The following is a 23,436-nucleotide window of genomic DNA, read 5'->3' as shown; positions in this document are numbered from 1 at the left end:
GGACCGGTCACATGCGGCTCAGGCTCGCTGCCGCGAACAGCACGTCCCTGATCGCCTGACGGTCACCGTCCTGGCCCGCCGCCGCGTCCTCGGGGGACACATGGCCCGCCGCCAGCCGGCAGAACTCCACTCCGTCCAGGGCCACATGGGCCACCTCGAGGTCCGCGGAACCGACGGCCGCCGGTGAGTCCAGCGGGATGAGCCACTCACCGCCGGCCGCGCCCTCGATCTCCAGCCGGAGGCTGCGGCCGGGGGCACCGGCCGGGACCAGGTGCGGTGTCCGGGCGGCCGGCGCGGACAGGCCGGCGCGGCGGCGCTCGGCGAGTGCCGCCGGGAGCAGCCGGGCCGCGAGGTCGATCATCCGGTTGAGGTGACGCGGGGCCGGCGGGTCGTACGGGTAGTCCACCGCGTCGGCGATGTCCTCGGCGTGCACCCAGCACTCGAAGGCTCGGTCCAGCATCGCGTCGTGCAGCGGCAGCGCGAAGTCGCCGTACGACACCGAGAGCCCGCCCGCGTGGCTGCCCGTGAAGGACACCGTCCGCACCAGGCTGTGGCTCTGCTCCCGCCAGGGTCCCCGCACCGAGCGAAGCGAGAGGGGGGTGCCCCCGTCCGAAGGGTGGGGGAGGGCCGGCGCGAGGTGGGAGGCCCGCCAGAACGCCTCCGTGCGCGCGGTCGGTCCCGCGGTGCCCCGGTCCGCCGGATCGGCGACCTCGGCGTGGGGGTCCTCCAGGCCGAGGGCCGCCGCGATCAGCCCGTCCACCGACAGCAGGTGCGCGATCACCCCGGCGACGGTGGTGCGCCGGCTCGTCCGGGTGTCGGCCTCGAACCACCGCAGCTCGACCGGCGCATGCCACTCCGCGTCCCCGAAGTCCTGCAACAGCGCGTCCAGCCGGGCGGCCTCGGCGTCGTACGGCGCGGCCCAGTCGGGCACCGGGATGCGCGGCGGCCGGCGGTGCAGGCAGCTCTGCAGGACCCGGGTACGCAGGCCGGGGTCCAGGTCGAGGCTCTCCGGCTGGTGCAGCAGGCCGACCGCCTCGCGCAGCCGGCGGGCCTCGTCGGCGCAGCTGCCGCAGTCGCCCAGGTGCTGCTCCACGGCCGCGGTCTCCGCCAGCGAGTAGGCGGCCAGTGCCCAGGCGCCGAGGAGCGATTTCAGGACGTCGTGTGACAGGTCGGGCGGCACGGGTGCGAGGTCCCCCGGATCGGCGAGGTCGGGCAGGGGGAGTCCGCTGTCCTCGACGGAGGTGCGGGGAGTGGGAATACGGGGCGGCGGGACCGGCTCGGGTCCGCCGTCGTGCGCCTCGAACCGGTCCGCGCCGCTCACACCGCACCTCCGTGTGCCGGTGGTGTCCCGGCGTCATGGGCGGTGGACAGCAGCTGGAGGCCGAGGCGGAGCCGGCGGCGGGCCTCGTCCTCGGTGACGCCGAGGTCGGCCGCGGTCTGGCGGTAGTCACGGCGCTGGAAGTAGGCCAGGTCCAGGGCGGCGCGCAGCGGCGCGGGCATGGAGTGGACGATGTAGTCGGCGCGGGCGGCCACCGAGGCGCGGCGGACGGTGCTCTCCAGTTCCTCGCGCCGCGGCTGCTCCAGTTCCTCCCGGTCGCGCAGGCGTTGCACGGCCACCCGGTGGGTCACGCCGGCGATCCAGGTGCGCAGCGGGCCCTGCCGGGGGTCGTAGGTCTCGGGGTGCTCCCAGACGTGGGCGAAGACCTCGCGGGTGACGGCGTCGGCGGCCTGCTCGTCGCCGAGGACGCGGTGGGCGAGGCTGTGCACGAGGGAGGCGAACCGGTCGTACAGCTCGCCGAGGGCCGCCGCCTCTCCGCGGGCGAGCCGCTGCTGCATCTTGCGGTCCCAGCGGGGCGGTACGTCCTTCCTGGCCATGCGGTCCCCTCCCCTCGCCGTCTCCGGCCCGTCCAGCCTGTCGGTCCTGTCTTCTCGAATGTAGTCGGCACGTCCGACAGTGCACGCCCCTTCGTGCCAATGTGCGCCCCCCGAAGCACTGCAGGTGATAGTGCCCCCTTCACACAACCTTCACGCAAAGCGCGCGCGTCTCTGATCGAACAGGATCGATAGTGACCGAAACAAGCCCCTTGTCGATCGCTCACCGTTTGCCGCGTCACGTTTCAGGGAACGGCCGCTGGGCAGCCGCGCGGAAAGAAACGTACGAACCGCTTCCGTTTCCGGGCGGTTCCGGGGGATCCGGCGAGCGGAGGGGCATGGCCGTGGCATTCAACGTGACCGGCGTCGAACAGGGCGAGTGGGCCGTGCTCCGGGTGTCCGGGGAACTGGACCTGATGACCTCACCCGTGCTGCGCCAACGCGTGCACGACGTCGTCGCCGAGGGGAACCACAGCCTCGTCGTGGACCTCTCCGACGTGTTCTTCTGCGATTCCAGCGGGGTCGGCGTGCTCATCGCCGCCCGCCGGCTGATCCGCTCCTGTCAGGGCCGGCTGCGACTGATACTGCCGGACCGGGGCGCCGACGACGGTTCGCACGTCAACCGCGTCCTCGGCGCGCTCGGCGTGCGCCGCCTCTTCGACGTCCGCCCCGACCTCGAGTCCGCGACCACGGACGAGGCCGGCCCGCTGTCGGCCTGAACGACCGTCACGGCTTCGCGACTCGTCCACACTGTTGTCGCAGAATTCCCCCGGTCTTGGCACAGTCGTCGGTTTCCCGCCGCCCGACGGCCGCTCGCGTCGTACGCTCCCTGCCAGGTCGACCCGACGCACAGCACAAGACCCTCACGTACGACCCTCACGTAAGGCGGCCCGAACAGACATGGTCAGCACCGAGTACGAGCGCAGGATCGCCGCCCGGTTCGCCACCTTCGACCAGGACGGCAACGGCTGGATCGACCGCGAGGACTTCAGCGCGGCGGCCAAGGCGCTGCTCACCGAGTTCTCCGTGACCGCCCGCTCCGACAAGGGGCAGGCGCTGTACGCCGGCGCGGAGGCGTTCTGGCAGGGCATGGCAGGCATCGCCGACCGGGACGGCGACCAGCGCATCACCCGCGAGGAGTTCGTCAGCGGCGCGGTCAAGCGGCTGCGGGACAACCCCGAACGCTTCGCCGAGATCGCCCGCCCCTTCCTGCACGCGGCCCTGGCGGTGGCCGACGGGGACTCCGACGGGCGGGTCGGCGTCGGTGACACCGTGCGCGTGCTGCGCGTCTTCCACGTGCCGGAGGACATCGCCCGGCAGGTCGCCGCCGCCCTCGACACCGACGGCGACGGCAGCATCGGCGAGACGGAGATCGTGCCGGCGTTCGCGCGCTACTTCACCGTGCCCGAGTAGCCGCCGGCGGGCCCGGGCACGCCTCCGGGCGGGGCCGAGCAGCCCCCGCGGCCGGGTTTCAGGCGAAGACGACCGTGCGCCGGCCGTTCAGCAGGATGCGCCGCTCGGCATGCCACTTGACCGCCCGGGCCAGCGCCTGGCACTCGACGTCCCGTCCGACGGCCACCAGCTGGTCCGGCGAGACGCCGTGCCCGACCCGCTCGACCTCCTGCTCGATGATCGGCCCCTCGTCGAGGTCCGCGGTGACGTAGTGCGCCGTCGCGCCGATCAGCTTCACACCCCGCGCATGCGCCTGGTGGTACGGCTTGGCGCCCTTGAAGCTCGGCAGGAACGAGTGGTGGATGTTGATGATCCGGCCGCTGAGCTGCTTGCACAGGTCGTCCGACAGGACCTGCATGTACCGGGCGAGGACGACCAGTTCGACGTTCTCCTCGCGGACGATCTCGAGCAGCTTCGCCTCGGCGTCCGACTTGGTGTCCTTCGTGACCGGAATGTGGTGGAAAGGAACGTTGTAGGAGCCCACCAGCTCCTCGAAGTCGGTGTGGTTGGAGACCACACCCACGATCTCCACCGGCAGTGCCCCGATCCGCGCCCGGAACAGCAGGTCGTTCAGACAGTGCCCGAACTTGCTGACCATCAGCAGGATGCGCATCTTCTGGTCGGCCCGGTTGATCTGCCAGTCCATGTGGAAGGAGTCGCCGACCGCGGCGAAGCTCGCCCGCAGCTTCTCCAGCGACACCGGCGCCTCGGCCGAGAAGTGGACGCGCATGAAGAACAGACCGGTGTCGTGGTCGCCGAACTGCTGGCTGTCCTCGATGTTGCAGCCGGTCATGAACAGATAGCTGGACACGGCGTGCACGATGCCCTGCTTGTCCGGGCAGGAGAGCGTGAGGACGTACTGGTCGGCCGGAGCCGCGGCGGCGGACTGCTCATTCATGCACTACAGGGTCCCATACCGGCCGCGCGCCGGGGGCCGCGGTCCGCTACGCGGACCTGGTCAGGATCCGCAGCACTTCCAGGCTCTTCGGCGGCGTCTCCGGGTCCTCCCCGTCGCTCACCGACATCCGTACGTGCGCGTCGCGCGCCGCCCGCACCGCCTCCGGCCAGCCGGCGTGCTCGAGGTAAGCGGCGACCGGCGCGTCCGGGCCGACCTGGTGCATGATCCGCAGCACCCGGAGCACGGCGGTGTCGACGAGCGCCGCCTCCTGCGAGTCCCGGAATATGGTGCCGACGTACTTCTCCGCCGACCAGTTGTCCAGCCAGGTGTCCTCCACCAGCCGGTACACGGCGTCGGTGACGTCACCGTAACCGTCCGTGCCGGCCAGCCAGACGTCCCGCTGGAACACCGGGTCGGAGAGCATGTGCAGCGCCGAGCGCACGTTGCTGCGCCACCGCCACCACGGCATGTCGTTCAGGGGCATGCCGCCCATGGTGGAGGAGCGACGGCCGCGACGGGAAGAGTTCTCCGAACCTTGCACGGTCATCGATCGTACGTTCCCCGTCCCGCGCGTCCCACCGGCCCCCGTAATTCACCTCTCCGTCACCTCTCGTTGATCAAGGATCACTCCGCGGTTAGCGGTGTGAGGGAATCGTGCGTGTCCATGACCGGCAGGCGACGCACGCGCACGACCCGCTTTCCCGCACTCCCCCGCCCCGTCGGAGCCACCGCCCTCACCGCGGGCACCATGGCTCTCTGTGCGTCGTTCACCGCCGCATGCGGGGTCATCCCCGGTGCCACGGGGGGCTCCGGGGATGGCCCGGTCAAGGTGATGACCTGGGCCCCCGAGAACACCGACGCGACCAACAAGCCCGGCATGCCGGCGATGGCCCGCGCCTACGCGAAGTGGATCAACGCCCACGGCGGCATCAACGGCCGCAAGCTCGAAGTGCTGACCTGCAACGACCACAACGACACCGTGGGGGCCGCGAAGTGCGCCCGGCGCGCCGCGACCGAGAACGTGGTCGCGGTCGTCGGCTCCTACAGCCAGTTCGGCGACTCCTACCTCGCCCCGCTGGAAGGCGCCGGCATCCCCTACATCGGCGGCTACGGCGTCACCAATGACGAGTTCACCGGCTCCATGTCGTACCCGGTCAACGGCGGCCAGCCCGCCCTGCTGGCCGGCCTCGGCAAGGCGCTCGCCGCCACCTGCGGCAACGTCGCCCTCATCCGGCCCGACAGCATCGCCGGCGACGAGCTGCCCGCGATGCTCGACTCTGGGCTGAAGGCCGGCGGCCACGAAGACGCCGGCGACCACCTCGCCGCCGAGGACGCCACCGAGTACGGCGTCCAGGCCGAGCAGGCGCTGCGGTACGCCACCGAGGGCATCACGAAGAAGGGGTGCGTGGTGCCCGCGCTCGGGGACCGCACGGACACCTTCATGGACTCCTTCCGCCGCACCCGCGACGGCTTCCCGTCCGTGCGTACCGCCACCGTGCTCGGCAGCGTCGACCAGACCGTGATCAACGCCACGGGCGGTGCGTCCGGCCCCTACGAGGGCTCGTACATCACCGGCTGGTACCCGCCGGCGGGTGACTCCCGCTGGGACCCGATGAAGAAGGTCATCAACGCGGAGGCGTTCGGCGACAACCGCATCGACCCCGCGGACGCCGGTGTGCAGACCACGTGGATCGCCTACACCGTGCTCAAGGCCGTCCTGGAGAAGATCGGCGACGGCGAGGTCAGCTCCGACAGCGTGCGGCGCACCCTCAACGAGGGCCTGCGGGTCTCCACCGGCGGCCTCACCCCCGCCCTGCACTGGCCCTACGAGAGCAAGCTCGCCGGGGTCGGTTTCCCGCGGCTGGTCAACGCGAACGTGACCCTGCAGGTGGTCCAGGGCGGCAAGCTGGTCTCGGCCCGCAGGAGCATCGGCGGCAGCAACGGCATCGCCGACATGACCTCGACCCTGGAGAGCGCGGACGTGCCGTGACGGGCCCCGGTCCCGGGGCCCGCCGCGGGAGTCAGAGCTGGGTGGGCTGGCGCTGGGTCAGGCCGTACTTCTTCGCGATCGTGTTCCACAGCGCCGCCGCCTTCACCTTCTGCGCGCTGGCGGTACCGCTCTCCCGGTTGCCGGCCCGGGTCTCCTCGGTGGTGCGGGCGTGGCCCTTGTGGCAGACCTTGCGGCCCTTGGCCTGGTCGGCCCAGCCCGCGTAGTGGTTGTCGGCCGCGGCGGACGCCTCCCAGGCCTTGGTCAGCGCGGCCGTCAGGTCGGCGTTGCCCGGCAGCTTGTCCACGGACAGCTCGCCGAGCCGGGTGACCAGCTGGCTGCGCTGCTTGGCCGCGTCCCGCAGGTCGCCGGCGGCCTGGTCCAGGTTGTCGCACCGCCTGACGTTGCCCACGGCCTGGATCACCGAGGCGCGGCTGCTGCCGCTGTCCGCGAGCAGCTTGTCCAGGTCGACGGCCTGCTGCCGGGCCGGGTCGGCGGTGGGCGAGGCGGAGTCCTGGGTGGCCGGGGAGGCGGCGGCGACCGTCTTGTCGTCGCTGCCCTGGTCCTTGCCGCCGCCGCTGCTGAGCAGCGCACCGGCACCCACACCGAGCACCACGAGGCCCACTCCTACGGCGGCGATCAGCGGCACCCGCGACCGGCCCCGGCGCCGCCCGCCGTCGTCCTCGTCCACGTCCGGGCCGTACGACGACTGCCCCGGGCGGTGCGACGACGGGCCGGGGTAGGCGTCCGCCTGCTGGACGCGCGGCAGCTGCTGGGTGGAACCGGCCGGGGAGTCGCCGCCCGCCGGACCGCCGCGGAAGAGGTTGTCGAACTCGGCCGGCGGCTGCCGGTCGGCGCCCTGGGCCTGGGCCGTGTAGGGCGGGATGTACTGGGTGGCCTCGGCGTCGGAGGGCGCGGGCGCCGGCTGCTGGGGCACACGGCCGAGGTACCGCGTCTCCTCGCCCGCCGACTGGTGCGGCAGCGTGCCGGACGGCACCGGCGGGAGGTACTGGGTCGCCCCCTCGTCCGCGGGGCCGGCCGGACCGGCCTGCACCGGCGGAATGTACTGGGTGGCGCCGTCGGCCGGCGCGGCCTGCACCGGCGGGAGGTACTGGGTGGCCCCCTCGTCCGCGGGGCCGGCCGGGCCGGCCTGCACCGGCGGAATGTACTGGGTCGCACCGTCGGCCGCCGGGGGCAGCGGGGCGCCCGCGGCCGGATATCCGTCCGGGACGGCGGGCGGCAGCGGCGCCGCGGCGGCGGACCGCTCCGGGTACTGCGGCGCGGGCTGCGCCGGGTACTGCGGCGCGGACGGCTGGTGCTGCTGCGCCTGCGGCTGGTGCTGCTGCTGGCGGGCGTCGCCGTACCCGGGCGGCTGCGGGGCGCCGTAGGCGGGCTCCTGGCCGCCGTAGGACGGTGCCGCACCGCCGTACGCCGGGGCCTGACCGCCGTACGCCGGGCCCGGGGCGCCCTCCGGGGGCAGCGGACCCGGGTTCGCGGCGGACGGGGCCTGCTCGGGGCCGGTCCACTGCGGGGCGGGCGACGGGGCCCACTCCTGGCCCTGCTGGGGCGTCTGCTGCCCCGGGCCCCAGGAACCGCCCCAGGCCTGACCGCCGGCCGGAGCCGCGGGGGCCGGTGTTCCGGACATGCCAGGCAGTAGGGGCTCGCCTCCGTCGGAGGGCAGCACGATGCCCTCGCGCGCGGGCCGCGCCGACGGCTGCTCGCCCTGTCCACTCTGCGTCACCGGGACTCCTACCAATGGGGGACCTTGTGAATCGTCGGCTCACGCTACCGGGTCCCCCGAGCCGGGTGCCACGCAGCTCAGGACGCGATCTCCTTCCCTGTGACAGCGGTAACAAAACGGCCTCACGATGCGCTGTACATGGCACCCGGCGCATCTCCGGGTGCCGTTTCCCGCCCGTTCACGCCCCCGCGGGGACAGAGTTCACGCGGCCTGCTGCAGATCCAGCCGCGCCCCGAACTCCCTCACCACCGCCTCGTCCCGGAAGGGGTCCAGTCGCTGCTGCAGGTCCTCCAGGTACTCGGCGCCCCGGTTGGAGCGGAGCGTCTCCAGCAACTCCACCGCTCTCGTCCCGGTGTTGCAGGCCTGCTCGATCTCACGCTGCTGCACCTGGGCCGTGGCGAGCAGCACATAGCCGATCGCCCGCCGGCGCGCCCTGGACTCGGGGTGCCCCGCCAGCGACTGCTCGGCGTACCGCGCCGCCTGCTCGGCCTGCCCGAGGTCGCGGTGGCAGTGCGCCAACTCGTCCGCCAGGTAGGCCTCGTCGAAGTGCGCGATCCACACCGGGTCGTCCCCGAAGGAGCCGTCCGCACGTTCCATCGCGGCGACCGCCCGCCCGGAGGCCACCTGTGCCGTGCGCGCGTCGCCGAGCAGCGCGTGCCCGCGCGCCTCGGCCGCGTGGAACATCGCCTCCACGCGCGGGGGCACCTGCCCGCGCGCCCCCTCCTGCGCCGCCCGGGCCAACTGGGCGATCTCACGCGGGTTCCCGAGCTGCGCGGCGAGGTGGCTCATGGAGGCGGCCAGGACGTAACCGCCGTAACCACGGTCCCCTGCGGCCTGTGCCAGCCGCAGCGACTGGATGTAGTACCGCTGCGCCAGGCCCGGTTGCCCGGTGTCCACCGCCATGTACCCGGCCAGCTCGGTCAACCGGGCCACGGCGGCGAACAGTTCACGGCCGACCGCCTCCCGGTACGACCCCGCGAGCAGCCCCGAGACGACGCTGTTGAGGTAGTGCACGACGACCGGGCGCACGTGCCCGCTGCCGTACTGGTGGTCGAGGTCCACCAGCGCCTGTGTCATGGACCGCACGGCCGCCACGTCGGACTGGCCCACGCGCGGGCCCGCCTGCCGGGCCACCTGGCCGTCCGGCGCCGAGATCAGCCAGTCCCGGCTCGGCTCGACCAGCGCGGAGGCGGCGACGGAGGAGCCGGACAGGAAGTCCCGGCGCCCCACGTCGCTGCGCCACAGCTCGCAGACCTGCTCGATGGCCCCCAGTACCGTCGGCGAGAACTGGAGACCGACTCCCGAGGCGAGGTTCTTGCCGTTGGCCATGCCGATCTCGTCGATCGTGACCGTACGGCCGAGCTTGCGCCCGAGCGCCTCGGCGATGATCGCCGGGGCCCGGCCCCGCGGCTGCTGGCCGCGCAGCCAGCGGGCCACGGACGTCTTGTCGTAGCGCAGGTCGAGACCGTGCTCGGCGCCGCACATGTTGACCCGCCGGGCCAGCCCGGCGTTCGAGCACCCCGCTTCCTGGATGAGTGCCTGCAGCCGTTCGTTCGGCTGCCTCGCCACGAGAGGCCTTGCGGCCATGTGCTACCCCCTGCGAACCCCTGGAGCGTGTAGTTCCGGCCGGTTTGATCCGGACGGGAAGATCACTGCCCAGCTGACATACCGTCAATGCGTGACATGTGCGGTTTGCCGGGGTAAAGGCAGATGCCACCCCCATCCCTGGCTACCCAGTCCACGCCCCGCTTCCTCCCGCGCGCCCCCGCCCGTGCACCCGTGCGCCCCGACTGCGGAATCGATGCTCCTCCCCCGCGCGCGCTACAGCCGTAACTCGAGGTGGGTGCGGGAGTTGAGAGGAACGTGGAAGAGACGATCGCGGGCGCCCAGGACACTCAGATGGCCGGTCACATTCCGCAGCAGCGCGGGGAATCGCTGCTGGAGACCGCCGTACGCTACGCCGAGGAACGGCACTGGGACGTGTTCCCGGGCACCTGGCTGGAAGCCGTCGACGGGATGCAGCGCTGCTCGTGCGGCGACACCTCTTGCCCTGCGCCGGGTGCGCACCCCGCGCGCCCCGACTGGGCGACCCAGGCGACCGGCAGTGCGACCGTCGCGCGCCGGATGTGGCAGAGGCAGCCGACGGCGTCGATCCTGCTGCCGACCGGGCGGACCTTCGACGCGCTGTCCGTCCCGGAGAGCGCCGGGTTCCTCGCCCTGGCCCGGATGGAGCGGATGGAGCTGACGCTCGGGCCGGTGACGCTGGCCCCGGACCGGCGGATGCACTTCTTCGTGCTGCCGGGGGCGTCCGCGAAGGTGCCGGACCTGGTGCGCAAGCTCGGCTGGTCGCTGTCCTCGCTGGACCTGGTGGCCCTGGGCGAGGGCGCGTACGTGGCTGCGCCGCCCACGCGGTTCGGCTCCCGCGGGGCCGTGCAGTGGGCGTGCCGGCCCACGCCTGCGAACCGGTGGCTGCCGGACGCGGAGGAACTGATCTCACCGCTCTCCTACGCGTGCGGCCGGGACCGGTAACCGCTCGCCGGGCCGCCCAGGGTTTCACCCACTCACCCACCCACTCGCGCAGTCGCGCAGCCGTCTGCGTGGTTCGGTGCGCGGGCGACTGCGGGTGGGCTCGTGGCTCGTCGCGCAGTTCCCCGCGCCCCTTCAGGGCGCGTCAGTCGGCGAGTACCAGGTTCAGGAAGGGTTCGACCGCTGCCCGCCAGGCGTCCGGGTGGTCGTAATGGGCGAGGTGGCCGGTGTCCGCGACCTCGGCGTAGGCGCCGTGCGGCAGGACCCGGACCATCTCCTGGGCCTCGGCGCGGCCCAGTTCGCCGTCCAGGCCGCGCACGACGAGCGCGGGGCACCGCACCTGGGCCAGCTCCTCCCAGTGGGCGTCGTACACCCATGCCTCGCGGGAGCTGAGCATGTGCGCCGCCTCGAAGACCGGACGCCAGCCGTCCGCGCCCTCGTGCATCACCTCGGCGTAGAACGCCCCGCGCGCGGGGTTCGGGCGTTCCACCCAGGGGTCGTCCTCACCGAACCACTTACGGACGTCGGCGAGGCTGGCGAAGGGGACGGGCCAGGACCGGAACCAGTCGGCCCATTCGCGCTGCGAGGCCGCTCCGAGCGCGGAGGCCCGCATGTCGCAGATGATCACCCCGCGCACCAGATCCGGGCGCTTGGCGGCCAGCTGCCAGGCGGTCAGTGCGCCCATGGCGTGGCCGATGAGGAGAGCGGGGGCGAGGCCGAGCTGTTCGAGGGCGGCCTCGGCGTCCTCGACGTAGGACTCGCGCGTGTAGGCGGCCTGTGGGGGCTTGTCGCTCTGACCGTGGCCGCGCTGGTCGAGGGCCACGGCGCGGTGGCGTCCGGCGAGCCAGCGGGCGGTGGCGGCCCAGTGGGAGGCCCGGCCCATCAGGCCGTGCAGTAAGAGCACGCCCGGAGCCCCGGACTCCGCCTCCGCTTCCGTGCCGGACGCCGGTCCCGGAGGGCCCGGCTCCGGTGGGTCCGGCTCCGCCTCCGGCTTGGGAGGTTCGGCGAACTCCCAGGCGGCCAGACGCACCCCGCCCGCTCCCGTCACGTCGATACGCCGCACCATCGGCCTGGCACCCCCAGCTCCGCCTGCCTCGTCGTCCAGTTGTTTCAGGCTATCGAATGCGCATTCGAAAATTCTGTCTCCGCGGACAACACCCCTCATTCGAGTGACACCACTCCAGGCATGATCGCCGCGCCCGCGGGGATCACTTCAGGCGGGAGGCGGACCACTCGGGGAAAAGGGGTCCGAGGGGAATGACCCTGAGAGCTCGGGGCTCCGGGTCAGCACAGGGGAGGTCAGGCCCCGGCGCCACAGGCGCCGGGGCCCTCTCACGTCTCAGCGCTTGGCGACGAACACGTGGGAGGCGACGTCCGCCTCCAGCTCGGCCGCCTCGCCCCCGCTGCCCACCAGCACGCCACCGGCCGACGCCGTCACGCTCACCACCGAACCGGGCTGCACACCCGCCCGGCGCAGCGTGTACATCAGCTGCGCGTCCGTCTGGATCGGCTCGCCGATGCGGCGCACGACGACCGTCTTGCCGTCCGCGCCCGTGTCCAGGTCGGCCAGCGACACCATGCCCTCGTCCAGGAACGGGTCCGCCCCGTCCTTCTCGCCCAGCTCCTCCAGACCCGGGATCGGGTTGCCGTACGGCGACTCGGTCGGGTGACGCAGCAGCTCCAGCACGCGCCGCTCCACGGCCTCGCTCATCACGTGCTCCCAGCGGCACGCCTCCGCGTGCACCTGCTCCCACTCCAGCCCGATCACGTCGACGAGGAGACACTCGGCCAGCCGGTGCTTGCGCATCACGCGCGTCGCCAGCCGCCGCCCCTCGTCCGTCAGCTCCAGGTGCCGGTCGCTGGCCACGGACACCAGACCGTCGCGTTCCATCCGCGCCACCGTCTGGCTCACCGTCGGCCCGCTCTGGTCCAGCCGCTCCGCGATGCGGGCGCGCATGGGGACGACGCCTTCCTCTTCGAGTTCGAGGATGGTGCGGAGATACATCTCCGTGGTGTCGATCAGTCCGGACATACGTGCCCCTCGATTACCTCTGCCGGCAGCCCGGCGCGTGCGCTGGCCCTGGACTCAATTCTGCCGGATCCCACCGACAAGCGGGGGCCGCCGGGCAAACGGGCGACACCGCGGGAGTGCGTGGCCCCCGGCCGGGAGGGGCCCCCAGGGCCGTGACCCCGCCGTCCCGGCGCAGCCCGGCCCGCCGGGGCGGTGCCCCCTCCTTCGGGGCACCGCCCGGCGGCCGTATTGACACCGCACTGGTCCAGACCGCACGGTGATCCGCGACACAGACGCTGCGAAGGGGCACCGCATGAGCGACGGCACGCCTGCCGACCTGTTCTTCGACGCCGCCATCGGCCTGCTGCAACGGGTCCGCGACGAGGAGGCCGCCGCGATCACCGCGGCCGGCACCCTGCTCGCCGACACCGTCGCCGCCGGCGGCCGGCTGTTCGCCTTCGGCGCCGGGCACTCCTCCCTGGCCGCCCAGGACGTCGTCTACCGCGCCGGCGGACTCGCGCTCATGAACCTGCTCGCCGTCCCCGGAGTCGTCGGCGTCGACGTCACCCCCGCCACCCTCGGCTCCGCCCTCGAACGCGTCGACGGCCTCGCCGGCGCCGTCCTCGACACCTCACCGGCCCGCGCCGGCGACGCCCTCGTGATCATCTCCCTCTCCGGCCGCAACGCCCTGCCCGTGGAGATGGCCCTCAACGCCCGCGCCCTCGGTCTCAAGGTCATCGGCGTGACCTCGGTGGCGTACGCCGGCGAGACCAAGTCCCGGCACGCCTCCGGCACCTTCCTCAAGGACCACTGCGACATCGTGCTCGACTCGAAGATCGCCGTCGGCGACGCCGAACTCACCCTCGACACCATCCCGGCCCCCTTCGCCCCGGCCTCCACGGTCGTCACCGCGGCCCTCATGCAGGCCGTCATGGCGACCGCCGCCGCCGCGCTCGCCGACCGCGGCATCGAACCCCCGCTGCTGCGCTCCGGCAACGTCGACGGCGGACACGAATGGAACGGCCGCGTGATGGCGGAGTACGGCGACCGGATCTTCTACCGCCACTGAGCCGTGCCACGCACCGCGCCCCCGCTCACCCGGGGGCCCGCTCCCCCGGTCCCTCCCGCACCGCCTCCGCCAGATCCAGGGCCACCGCGATCCGTACGGCCACGTCCTCCGCGTACGCCGTGTCGAACCGCTCGAAACGGCTGCGCCCGGCGCCGCGCAGGAACGTCACCACGCCCAGCGTCCGCCCCCGGCTGCGCAGGACCGCGCACAACGCGTGCACCACGTCGCCCGGCCACTGCCGCTCCAGTGCCCACTCCCGCGCCCGCTCGGCCGCGACCGACCCCGCGTCGGCCCGCACCGTCCCGGCCCGCTCCGCGCACTGCAGCGCCGGATGCCCCTCCCCGTACCGCACGGGCAGCCCCGCCGCCCCCGTGAGCAGACTCGGACCCGGCGCACCGGCCGGCGTGGCGGCGAGCCGCACCAGCCGCACCGTGCCCGGGTCGGCGTCCTCCGCCTCCGTCCGGGCGCCGGGCGCCACCCTGTCGACGAGCGCGTGGTCGGCGAAACCGGCGAGTGCGAAGTCCAGGTGCACCGTGGCCGCCTCCACCGGGTCCTCGCACTCGGCCGCGGCCCGGGCCGCGCGATGCAGCTGGTTCGCCCGGAACCGCAGCAGGGCCGCCTCCTGCTCACCCTGCTTCGCCTCGGTGACGTCCTGGAACAGCCATCCCACCCCGAGCGGCACGGGCTCCTCCGCCAGCGGCGAGGCCAGCCGCACGAAACCGCTACGCCAGCAGCGCCGCTTCTCCCCCTCCGGCGTACGCACCGCCACCCACATCTCGGCCGGTGCCGGCGGCGCGCCCTCGGCCAGCACGTGCGTCAGGGCGGCCTCCAGCTCCTCCACGCCCTGCGCCAGCAGCTCACCCAGCGGCCGGCCCAGCACCGACGTACGCCCCACCCCCAGCGCCCGCGCCGCATGCGCGTTCACGACGGCGGGCCGCAGATCGGCGTCCACGAGCACGACACCCCAGGACGCGTCCTCGAACAGGGCCTCGCTCAGCGCGATCGACCGCTCCAGGTCGATCTGCGCATGCACCTCGCTGAACGCGCAGTACACCCCGGCGGGCTTGCCCTCCGGCCCGCGCACGGCGGCGGACTGCGTCCGCACCAGCACCCGCCCGCCGTCCTTGGTCACCAACGCGAACTCGTGCACCTGCCGCCCCGGCGCGTGCATCGCCGACATCAGCCGGGCCTGCACCTCCTCGGCGTCGGCACTGCGCACCGCCCACCCCGCGAACCCGTGCCGGCCCACCGCCTCCGCGGCCGTCCAGCCGAGGATCCGCTCGGCCTCCCGGTTCCAGTGCGTCACGACCCCGTCGGCGTCGAAGGCACACAGTGCCGCGTCCATGCCGTCCAGCAGCGCGGCGAGCAGGTCGGACCCTCCCGGCTCGCCGGGCTCGTCCGGCCCCAGCTCGTCGGTGGTCCCACTCCGCCGCGAAGCACTCACCTGGACCCCCTGAGGCTGCGTCCGCGCACGTAGGCGCTCGGTCCGCTCACTGGCCTTCATTCAACTGGAACGTGACGCAGCCCACATCCTGTTCCCGCAACATCGCAGGAATCAATCCCCGGCGCCGCCCGGCGAGAGCCGCAGATCCACCCACTCGTCCTGTTCCCCGTCCAGCACGTACCGCTCGACCTCCACGAACCCGTGCCGCCCGGCGAAGCGCAGCCCGTCCTCGTTCACCGCCAGCACACACGTCTCGATCACCGTCGCCCCCAGCTCCCGCGCGTGTCCGAGCGCGTTCTCGTAGAGCACGCTCCCGAGCCCCCGCCGCCGGAACTCCGGCAGCACCCGCGCGATGACGGTGGCGGCCCCGGCCTCCCCCGCCGGCGGCCGGACCGTGGAACACCCGATCAGCACGTCCCCGAGATACGCGTTCTCCAGCCGGTTCCGCCCGGCCCGCTCCCGCACGTCCGCCAGGGACATGGCAGCCGGCGGCACGATGACGTTGTGGACGTGCCGCCACTGTTCGAGCATGTCGTCGCCCTCGACGGGAGCGATCCGCAGTTCGGTCATGCGCCTGGACGGTAGTCCAGGCGTGCACGGGACGGCACGGGAAAACGTCCACGGACGGCAGTGGAGAACGTGCACGGGACGACAGCGAAAAAACGGTTGAGTCCTTGCCCGGCCGCTTCTTAGGGTGTCGGTACACGAGAAGGGAGGTGGTTCGGCAGATGTATGGAAACCGGACGCGTGAGGTGGCTGCGGGCTAGCGGCCCGTCACCACACCATGTGCGGTGCCGGACCAGTGCGCCATGAAGGCGTGCAGCCGGCCCGATCCCACAGCAGTCACCCGACCCGCGGGCTGCCGGTACGTCCGGCCGGCTCCTCCTCGGAGGAACCCAGCCCGCGGGTCGTCTGCGTCTTCTCAGGGGCTGAGGCGGTCGACCTTCCACGTGCCGTTCGGCCGGGCGGTGTAGCGCAGGCGGTCGTGGAGGCGGTTGTGCCGGCCCTGCCAGAACTCGATCGTCTCGGGGGCGATGCGGAAGCCGCCCCAGTGCGGCGGCACCGGGACCTGTTCGTCCTCGGGGTAGCGGGCTTCGAGGTCGGCGTAGGCCGTGTCCAGCTCGGTGCGGGAGGCGATCACGGCGGACTGAGCGCTGGCCCAGGCGCCGAGCTGGGAGCCGTGCGGCCGGGAGCGGAAGTAGGCGGCGGTCTCCTCGCGGCCGGTGCGGCGGGCGGTGCCGGTGACGATGACCTGGCGGGCCAGCGGGTGCCAGGGGAAGAGCAGCGAGACGTGCGGGTTCTCCGCGAGGTCGCGGGCCTTGCGGGAGTCGTAGTTGGTGTAGAAGACGAAGCCGTCGGTGTCGTAGTGCTTCATCAGGACCGTGCGTGAGCTGGGGCGGCCGTGGGCGTCCGCCGTGGCGACGACCATCGCGTTGGCCTCGTAGAGCGTGCCGTGGGCGGCCGCGCGGGCGGCGTCCTCGAACCAGCGGGTGAACTGGTCCATGGGGTGCGTGGCGAGGTCCTCCTCGGCGAGGCCGTCGGCCCGGTACTGCTTGCGCATGGCGGCGGGATCGAGGACGGGATCCAAAAGCGGGTCACGGTCGGTCACGCGGTCATCTTGCCGTATCGAACGGGTATGGCACTCAGTGTCGAGTGGTCTCCCCAACTCCGGCACCGGAGGTTATCGTGCTGCTTCCCTTGCGGTTGGGTTGACCACGGGTGACCACCGGCCGATCGGGGCATCACCGGGGTGACCGCCGCCCGCACTTCACAAGGAGCCGCCTGATGTCCGATTTCGTACCCGGGCTCGAAGGAGTCGTCGCGTTCGAGACGGAGATCGCCGAACCGGACAAGGAGGGCGGCGCCCTGCGCTACCGGGGCGTCGACATCGAGGACCTGGTCGGTCACGTCTCCTTCGGGAACGTGTGGGGGCTGCTGGTCGACGGTGCCTTCAACCCCGGTCTGCCGCCCGCCGAGCCGTTCCCGATCCCGGTGCACTCCGGTGACATCCGGGTGGACGTTCAGTCGGCGCTGGCCATGCTGGCGCCCGTGTGGGGGCTGCGGCCGCTGCTGGACATCGACGAGGAGCAGGCGCGCGAGGACCTGGCGCGGGCCGCCGTCATGGCGCTGTCGTACGTCGCCCAGTCCGCGCGCGGGCAGGGCCTGCCGATGGTGCCGCAGCGGGAGATCGACAAGGCGAACTCGGTGGTGGAGCGGTTCATGATCCGGTGGCGGGGCGAGCCGGATCCCAAGCACGTGGCCGCTGTCGACGCCTACTGGACGTCGGCCGCCGAGCACGGGATGAACGCGTCGACGTTCACGGCCCGGGTCATCGCCTCCACCGGGGCGGACGTGGCCGCCGCGCTGTCGGGTGCGGTGGGTGCGATGTCCGGCCCGCTGCACGGCGGTGCGCCCTCCCGGGTGCTCGGCATGATCGAGGAGATCGAGCGGACGGGTGACGCCGAGGCCTATGTGAAGCAGGCCCTGGACCGCGGTGAGCGGCTCATGGGCTTCGGGCACCGGGTGTACCGGGCCGAGGACCCCCGCGCGCGCGTGCTGCGCCGCACCGCCCGGGAACTGGGTGCTCCGCGCTTCGAGATCGCGGAGGCGCTGGAGAAGGCGGCGCTGGAGGAGCTGCACAACCGGCGGCCGGACCGGGTACTGGCGACGAACGTCGAGTTCTGGGCCGCGATCATGCTGGACTTCGCCGAGGTCCCGGCGCACATGTTCACGTCGATGTTCACGTGCGCGAGGACCGCCGGCTGGTCGGCGCACATCCTGGAGCAGAAGCGCACGGGACGGCTGGTGCGGCCGTCGGCCCGGTACGTGGGGCCCGGGCCCCGCCGGCCGGAGGACATCTCGGGGTACGCCGACATCGCCCACTGACGGGGGCGGTGCGGAGCGCGGGCGGCTGCGGGCCCGGGGCGGCCGGTCGCGCGGTTCCCCGCGCCCCCGGGGAACGGCGCCGCGGGCCGGTTCCTCACGCCGGTGTCAGCAGATCCCCGTGGTGCCGTTGCGCCACCAGCGGGTGGGCCCGGAGCTTGCCCTTCAGTTCGTTGTAGCCGTACTCGGCGTACAGCGGGTTCGACGGGTCCGTCGTGATGCCGGGGGCCTGGGACGCGTGGGGGAAGGACAGGGGCTCGACCCGGGCGTCCAGGCGGGGGTTGTAGAAGAACGGGACCGAGAAGCGCTCGGTCGCTCCGGGCGGGCTGACCACACGGTGGTTGGTGGCGACCAGGTAGCCGTCGGTGGCCACTTCCAGGAGTTCGCCGAGGTTGACGACGAAGGCGCCGTCGAGGGGCGGTACGTCGTGGAAGCGGCCGTCCTCGCGCTGGACCTGGAGGCCGCCGACCGTGTCCTGCAGGAGCAGGGTCAGGAAGCCGTAGTCCTTGTGGGCGCCGACGCCCTGGTCGGTGCCGTCGCCCGCGCTGCCGGGGTAGCGGACGAGCTTGAGGTGCGGGTGGGCGCGGTCGCCGAAGATCGGGTCGTAGAAGTCGGCGGGGGCGCCGATCGAGGTCAGGAGTTCGTGCAGGAGGCGGTCGGCGACCGCGCTGAGCCTGTCGATCCAGGCGAGGGCGGCGGTGCGGAGCCCGGGCAGTGCGGCGGGCCACTGGTTGGGGCCCTGGAGCCACCAGTACGGGGGTTCGCCGGGCCCGGGGACGTGCGCGGGGCGTTCGGCGCCTATGTCGAGCTGGTCGCGCCAGTCCCGGGCGCCGGCGGTGCGTTCGTCACCGGTGCGGGTGTAGCCGCGGAAGTGCGGGGAGCCCACGTTGTCGAGGGCGAGCCGGTCGGCCTCGGGGAGGGCGAAGAAGGCGCGCATGGCGGTGATCAGTGCGTCGGTCTCGGCCCGGGTCACGCCGTGCCCGATGAGCTGGAAGAAGCCGACGTCGTGTGCGGCGCTGTGCAGCTGGGCGTGGAGGAGGGCGCGGGCCTGGGGTCCGCGGTCGGCGGCCGACAGGTCGATGACGGGGAGCTGGTCGTACGACGTCGCTGTGTGCGTGGTCATGGTGCGTCCGCAGGGTGTACGGGGCACGGGTGCGGCCGCCGAGGGGTGTGGCGGCCCCCGGGTGCCGGAAAAAGGGAAAAGGAAGAGAAGAGGGGGCTGGTCAGACGGCGACGCGCTGACAACAGCCCATGCTCGTGACGCGCACGTAGTCCACGTGGCGGCGGCGGACGAGCATCGGAAGCATGCGGAAAGAGTACTGCCCGCCGCCGGATACCGGTGTGGCCGGCTTCACTTCTCCGGTTCCCGGGCAGAGCCGTACCGCTTGCCGTACCGCTCCGGGCGGAGCCTGTGTCTTGCTCCCCCGCGCCGCGGCGGTCAGCGCAGGGACTCGTCCAGCAGGTCGGCCCACTGGGCGACGACCCGGGCGCGGCGGGCGGTGTCGTCGGTGAGCAGGTTGGCGAGGCCGAGGCCGCGGGCCATGTCCAGGAAGCCCTGGACGGTCTCGCGGGCGCCGGGGCGCGACTCGTCGGCGCCGAGGAGGTCGACGGCGATGCGGTGGGTCTCGCGGCCGACGCGGGCCTCCAGTTCGGTCACGCGGGCGCGCAGCTGGTCCTCGTTGGAGGCGGCCACCCACAGGTGCAGGGCGGCGCGGAAGAGGGGCCCGGTGTAGAGGTCGACGAGGGCGGTGACGACGGCGCGGCGGTCGGCCGGGCCGCCCGGGAAGAGGTCCCGGAGCGCGGTGGAGCGTTCTTCGGCCACGTACTCGACCGCAGCCGTGAACAGGTCCTCGCGGGTCGGGAAGTGGTGCTGGGCGGCGCCCCGGGAGACGCCGGCGCGTTCGGCGACGGCGGCGACCGTGGAGCCCGCCCAGCCGTGTTCGGCGAGACAGGCCACGGCGGCTTCCAGGAGCCGCTGCCGGGTGGCCCGGCTGCGGTCCTGCTTGGGCACGCGGTCGCGCTCCGCCGACGTGGACGTCTTGGCCGCCGCAGCCGCCGTGGACGTCGTGTTCACACCACCCATGCCGCATCCCGTCTTTCCAGGAAGGCCGTCATCCCCTCCCGGGCCTGGTCGGTGGAGAACAGCCGCGCCGAGAGCGCGGTCAGGCTGGCCGCGTCCCGGTCGAACGTCTCCAGCACCCTAGCCGTGAGCAGCCGTTTCGTCTCGGCCAGGGCCTGGGGGGCGGAGCGGCGCAGGCCGTCCAGGACCGGGGCGAGGGCCTCGTCGACGTCGTCCGCCGTCACGGTGAGCAGCCCGAGGCGGACGGCCTCGGCGGGGTCGAAGCGTTCGCCGGTGAGGTAGTAGCGGGCGAGGGCGCGGGGGTCGGTGCGCGGGAGCAGCGGGAGGGAGATCACCGCGGGGGCGACCCCGATGCGGACCTCGGTGAAGGCGAAGGAGGCCGTGGCGGAGGCGGCGGCCAGGTCGCAGGCGGCGAGCAGGCCGAGGCCGCCGGCCCGGACGTGCCCGGTGACCCGGGCGACGACCGGCCGGGGCAGCTCGATGAGCTGCCGGAGCAGGGCCACCAGGGCGTCGGGGTCGGGCGGGTCGCGCAGGTCGGCTCCGGCGCAGAACGTCGTGCCGGTGTGGGTGAGGACGACGGCCCGTACGTCCGGGTCCTTGCCGCACTCGGCGAGGGCGGCGGAGAGTTCCGCGACGAGTGCCGCGGACAGGGCGTTGCGGGTCCCGGTGGAGTCGAGGCTGAGGGTTTCGACGCAGCGCGCACGCGTGCGTCCGACGAGTTCCGTCACATGTGCTCCCTGAGCTGCCGGCGCAGGATCTTGCCGGAGGTGGCGCGGGGGACGCTGTCGATGAAGGTGATCTGGCGGATGCGCTTGTAGGGGGCGACGCGTTCGGCGACGTACAGCATGATCTCGTTCTCGCCGAGGGTGCCGGCGGTGGGCCGGCGGACGACGAAGGCGTGCGGGATCTCGTTGCCGTCCTCGTTGCGGACGCCGATGACGGCGGCGTCGGCGATGCCGGGATGGGTGAGCAGGACGGCCTCCAGTTCGGCGGGGGCCACCTGGAACCCCTTGTACTTGATCAGTTCCTTGACCCGGTCCACCACGAACAGCCAGCCGTCGGCGTCGGTGCGGCCGATGTCCCCGGTGTGCAGCCAGCCGTCGGTGTCGATCATGGCGGCGGTGGCGTCGGGACGGCCGAGGTAGCCCTTCATCACCTGGGGGCCGCGGATCAGGATCTCGCCCGTCTCGCCCGCGCCGAGGTCCTTGCCGGGATCGTCCAGGGAGACGATCCGCATCTCGGTGCCGGCGATGAGCCTGCCGACCGTGCCGCCGGGGGCCTCGCGGAGCCGGCGAGGGGGACGACGTGGGTGCCGGGCGACAGTTCCGTCATGCCGTAGGCCTGGCCGAGCGGGGGGAGGCCGAGGCGTTCGGAGCAGGCGCGGGCGAGCTGGGCGTCCAGGGGGGCGGCGGCGCTGATGACGTACTTCAGGGAGGACAGGTCGTAGCGGCTGACCACCGGGTGTTTGGCGAGGGCGAGGACGATCGGCGGGGCGACGTACAGGCCGGTGATGCGGTGGTTCTCGATCGCGGCGAGGAACGTCTCGAGGTCGAAGCGCGGCAGGACGACGACGGTGGCGCCCCTCCTCAGGGGCGCGTTCATCAGGGCGGTCAGGCCGTAGATGTGGAAGAACGGCAGCACGGCGAGGATGCGGTCGCCGGGGCTCGTGGGGACCGGGGCGTCCAGCTGGGCGAGGTTGGTGGCGATCTGCCGGTGGGTGAGCATGACGCCCTTGGGGGTGCCGGTGGTGCCGGAGGAGTACGGCAGTGCGGCGATGTCCTCGGCCGGGTCGATGCGGGGCTCCGGCTCGGGGGCGGCGGTGGCGAGCATGTCGATCAGCGAGCGGTGGCCGGGTGCGCTGTCGCAGACGAAGATCTCCCGGACCCCGCCGGCGAGTTCGGCGGCCCGGCGGGCGGTCCCCAGCAGCGGGGAGACGGTGACGATCCAGCGGGCCGCGCTGTCGCCGAGCTGCTTGGCGAACTCCCCGGCGGTGGCGAGCGGGTGCACGGTGGTGACGGTGGCACCCGCGCGCGTGGCGGCGTAGAAGGCGGTCGGGAAGGCGATGGTGTTGGGGCTGTGCAGGGCGAGGACGTCGCCCTTGCGGACGCCGGCCTCGGCGAAGGCGGCGGCGAGGCGCCGGTGGAACCGGTCCACCTGCTCGTACGTGAGGGTGGTGCCGTCCGTGCCGTCGATGAGGGCCGGCAGGTCGCCGAAGCCGGCGGCCGGGCCGAGGACGGCCTCGTGGATGGGGAGTTCTACGGGCGGGACGTCTGCGTACTCGCTGCGGAACACGGTTCCTCCAAGACGGGCGCCTAGTACGACTTGGGCAGACCCAGGGTCTGGTGGGAGACGTAGTTGAGAATCATCTCCCGGCTCACCGGGGCAATACGAGCCACGCGCGCGGCCGTTATCAACGAGGCGAGTCCGAATTCCCGGGTGAGTCCGTTGCCGCCGAGGGTGTGCACGGCCTGGTCGACGGCCTTCACGCAGGCTTCTCCGGCCGCGTACTTGGCCATGTTGGCGGCCTCACCGGCGCCGGTGTCGTCACCGGAGTCGTAGAGGCGGGCGGCCTTCTGCATCATCAGCCGGGCGAGTTCGAGGTCGATGTGCGCCTGGGCGAGGGGGTGCGCGATGGCCTGGTGGGCGCCGATGGGGGACTTCCACACGGTGCGGTCGCGGGCGTACTCGACGGCCTTGGCGAGCGCGTGACGGCCCATGCCGATCGCGAACGCCGCCGTCATGATCCGCTCCGGGTTCAGCCCGGCGAACAGCTGGAGCAGGCCCGCGTCCTCGTCGCCGACCAGCGCGTCGGCGGGCAGCCGTACGTCGTCCAGGACCAGCTCGAACTGCTTCTCGGCCGCGTTGAGTTCCATGTCGATGGGGCGCTTGTGGAAGCCCCCGGCGTCCGTCGGGACGATGAACAGGCAGGGCTTGAGGCTGCCGGTGCGGGCGTCCTCGGTACGGCCGACGATCAGGACGGCGTCGGCCATGTCGACGCCGGAGATGAAGACCTTGCGGCCGGTGAGGAGCCAGTCGGCGCCGTCCCGGCGGGCGGTGGTGGTGATGCGGTGCGAGTTGGAGCCGGCGTCGGGCTCGGTGATGCCGAAGGCCATGAGGCGGGTGCCGTCGGCGAGCCCCGGCAGCCAGGTCCGCTTCTGCTCCTCGGTGCCGAAACGGGAGATCACCGTGCCGCAGATGGCGGGGGACACCACGAGCATGAGCAGCGGGGAGCCCGCCGCTCCCAGCTCTTCGAGGACGATGGAGAGTTCGGATATGCCTCCGCCGCCGCCACCGTACGCCTCCGGCAGGTTGACGCCGAGGTAGCCGAGCTTTCCCGCCTCGGACCAGAGTTCCGTGAGGGGTTTGCCTTCGGCGACGGTGCGGACGAGATAGTCGCGGCCGTAGCGCTTGCCGAGGGCGGCCACCGCGGACCGTAGTGCCTTGTGTTCCTCGGATTCGATGAGGGTGGTCAT

At 72.9% G+C, this 23,436-nt stretch carries 21 protein-coding genes and 1 pseudogene; 6 read left to right on the top strand and 16 right to left on the bottom strand.

Going from position 1 to position 23,436, the window contains the following annotated elements:
* Positions 1-7: 7 nt before the first annotated feature.
* Positions 8-1,321 carry an MDMPI N domain containing protein gene (locus JK359_RS08035; RefSeq protein WP_307788008.1) on the bottom strand — a complete coding sequence of 438 codons (1,314 nt, stop codon included), beginning with the start codon at positions 1,319-1,321 and terminating at the stop codon, positions 8-10.
* Positions 1,318-1,875, bottom strand: coding sequence for a sigma-70 family RNA polymerase sigma factor (locus tag JK359_RS08030; RefSeq protein WP_201833393.1), 558 nt, complete (start codon positions 1,873-1,875; stop codon positions 1,318-1,320). Before JK359_RS08030 ends, JK359_RS08035 begins: the two co-directional genes overlap by 4 nt.
* A gap of 335 nt (positions 1,876-2,210) precedes the next feature.
* Between JK359_RS08030 and JK359_RS08025 the strand changes: the two genes are divergently transcribed.
* Entirely contained in the window at positions 2,211-2,591 is a 381-nt protein-coding gene (locus JK359_RS08025; protein ID WP_201833390.1) for an STAS domain-containing protein, read from the top strand.
* Between the two features lie 181 nt (positions 2,592-2,772).
* Positions 2,773-3,285: an EF-hand domain-containing protein gene (locus JK359_RS08020; protein ID WP_201833388.1), complete on the top strand. Its 513-nt coding sequence runs from the start codon at positions 2,773-2,775 to the stop codon at positions 3,283-3,285.
* Positions 3,286-3,343: 58 nt separating this feature from the next.
* On the opposite strand, the gene purU is transcribed toward JK359_RS08020, so the two are convergent.
* Both purU and JK359_RS08010 read right to left on the bottom strand, forming a co-directional pair.
* On the bottom strand, positions 3,344-4,222 hold the full coding sequence (purU, locus tag JK359_RS08015) for a formyltetrahydrofolate deformylase (RefSeq protein WP_201833386.1): 879 nt from the start codon (positions 4,220-4,222) through the stop codon (positions 3,344-3,346).
* A gap of 46 nt (positions 4,223-4,268) precedes the next feature.
* Positions 4,269-4,769: an SCO4402 family protein gene (locus JK359_RS08010; RefSeq protein ID WP_201833385.1), complete on the bottom strand. Its 501-nt coding sequence runs from the start codon at positions 4,767-4,769 to the stop codon at positions 4,269-4,271.
* Between the two features lie 117 nt (positions 4,770-4,886).
* Here JK359_RS08010 and JK359_RS08005 point away from each other — a divergent pair, with 117 nt between their 5' ends.
* Positions 4,887-6,212: an ABC transporter substrate-binding protein gene (locus JK359_RS08005; protein ID WP_201833383.1), complete on the top strand. Its 1,326-nt coding sequence runs from the start codon at positions 4,887-4,889 to the stop codon at positions 6,210-6,212.
* Between the two features lie 31 nt (positions 6,213-6,243).
* Here JK359_RS08005 and JK359_RS08000 read toward each other — a convergent pair whose 3' ends face one another.
* Entirely contained in the window at positions 6,244-7,950 is a 1,707-nt protein-coding gene (locus JK359_RS08000; protein ID WP_201833381.1) for a hypothetical protein, read from the bottom strand.
* Between the two features lie 201 nt (positions 7,951-8,151).
* Positions 8,152-9,537 carry an NsdA family TPR-like regulatory protein gene (locus JK359_RS07995; RefSeq protein WP_201833379.1) on the bottom strand — a complete coding sequence of 462 codons (1,386 nt, stop codon included), beginning with the start codon at positions 9,535-9,537 and terminating at the stop codon, positions 8,152-8,154.
* Between the two features lie 276 nt (positions 9,538-9,813).
* Here JK359_RS07995 and JK359_RS07990 point away from each other — a divergent pair, with 276 nt between their 5' ends.
* Positions 9,814-10,479: a bifunctional DNA primase/polymerase gene (locus JK359_RS07990; RefSeq protein WP_201833377.1), complete on the top strand. Its 666-nt coding sequence runs from the start codon at positions 9,814-9,816 to the stop codon at positions 10,477-10,479.
* A gap of 142 nt (positions 10,480-10,621) precedes the next feature.
* On the opposite strand, the gene JK359_RS07985 is transcribed toward JK359_RS07990, so the two are convergent.
* Positions 10,622-11,542, bottom strand: a complete 921-nt coding sequence (locus JK359_RS07985; protein WP_201833360.1) for an alpha/beta fold hydrolase — start codon at positions 11,540-11,542, stop codon at positions 10,622-10,624.
* Between the two features lie 273 nt (positions 11,543-11,815).
* Positions 11,816-12,508: an iron-dependent transcriptional repressor DtxR gene (locus JK359_RS07980; protein ID WP_201833358.1), complete on the bottom strand. Its 693-nt coding sequence runs from the start codon at positions 12,506-12,508 to the stop codon at positions 11,816-11,818.
* Positions 12,509-12,800: 292 nt separating this feature from the next.
* Here JK359_RS07980 and JK359_RS07975 point away from each other — a divergent pair, with 292 nt between their 5' ends.
* Positions 12,801-13,556 (top strand): SIS domain-containing protein, encoded by a 756-nt coding sequence (locus JK359_RS07975; protein WP_201833356.1) that lies wholly within the window; start codon positions 12,801-12,803, stop codon positions 13,554-13,556.
* 25 nt (positions 13,557-13,581) lie between these two features.
* Here JK359_RS07975 and JK359_RS07970 read toward each other — a convergent pair whose 3' ends face one another.
* From JK359_RS07970 to pdxH, 3 genes are all read right to left on the bottom strand, one after another.
* A complete protein-coding gene (locus JK359_RS07970; protein WP_201833354.1) occupies positions 13,582-15,000 on the bottom strand; it encodes a PAS domain-containing protein in 1,419 nt (472 codons plus the stop codon).
* Positions 15,001-15,111: 111 nt separating this feature from the next.
* A complete protein-coding gene (locus JK359_RS07965) occupies positions 15,112-15,570 on the bottom strand; it encodes a GNAT family N-acetyltransferase (protein WP_201833340.1) in 459 nt (152 codons plus the stop codon).
* A 352-nt stretch (positions 15,571-15,922) separates the two neighbouring features.
* The gene (pdxH, locus tag JK359_RS07960) at positions 15,923-16,609 is read right to left on the bottom strand and encodes a pyridoxamine 5'-phosphate oxidase (protein ID WP_201833338.1); all 687 of its coding nucleotides are present in this window, start codon (positions 16,607-16,609) and stop codon (positions 15,923-15,925) included.
* Positions 16,610-16,785: 176 nt separating this feature from the next.
* Between pdxH and JK359_RS07955 the strand changes: the two genes are divergently transcribed.
* Entirely contained in the window at positions 16,786-17,886 is a 1,101-nt protein-coding gene (locus JK359_RS07955; RefSeq protein ID WP_201833336.1) for a citrate synthase 2, read from the top strand.
* A 94-nt stretch (positions 17,887-17,980) separates the two neighbouring features.
* Here the strand turns inward: JK359_RS07955 and JK359_RS07950 are convergent, their stop codons facing one another.
* The 5 genes and pseudogenes from JK359_RS07950 to JK359_RS07930 all read right to left on the bottom strand — a co-directional run bounded on the left by JK359_RS07950 (position 17,981) and on the right by JK359_RS07930 (position 23,436).
* The gene (locus tag JK359_RS07950; RefSeq protein WP_201833334.1) at positions 17,981-19,006 is read right to left on the bottom strand and encodes an isopenicillin N synthase family dioxygenase; all 1,026 of its coding nucleotides are present in this window, start codon (positions 19,004-19,006) and stop codon (positions 17,981-17,983) included.
* A gap of 315 nt (positions 19,007-19,321) precedes the next feature.
* On the bottom strand, positions 19,322-19,966 hold the full coding sequence (locus JK359_RS07945) for a TetR/AcrR family transcriptional regulator (RefSeq protein ID WP_236677470.1): 645 nt from the start codon (positions 19,964-19,966) through the stop codon (positions 19,322-19,324).
* Complete coding sequence (locus JK359_RS07940; protein WP_201833332.1) at positions 19,954-20,691, bottom strand: enoyl-CoA hydratase family protein; 738 nt, start codon at positions 20,689-20,691, stop codon at positions 19,954-19,956. The genes JK359_RS07945 and JK359_RS07940 overlap by 13 nt, the downstream gene beginning before the upstream one ends.
* Positions 20,688-22,255, bottom strand: a pseudogene (locus JK359_RS07935) (4-coumarate--CoA ligase family protein). Before JK359_RS07935 ends, JK359_RS07940 begins: the two are co-directional and overlap by 4 nt.
* A gap of 20 nt (positions 22,256-22,275) precedes the next feature.
* Positions 22,276-23,436, bottom strand: a complete 1,161-nt coding sequence (locus JK359_RS07930; protein WP_201833330.1) for an acyl-CoA dehydrogenase family protein — start codon at positions 23,434-23,436, stop codon at positions 22,276-22,278.

The organism is Streptomyces actinomycinicus, from assembly GCF_016741775.1.
Classification (GTDB): Bacteria; Actinomycetota; Actinomycetes; order Streptomycetales; family Streptomycetaceae; genus Streptomyces; species Streptomyces actinomycinicus.
Note: the sequence above shows the minus strand (reverse complement) of the source record. Positions and strands in the feature narration are given on the sequence as shown.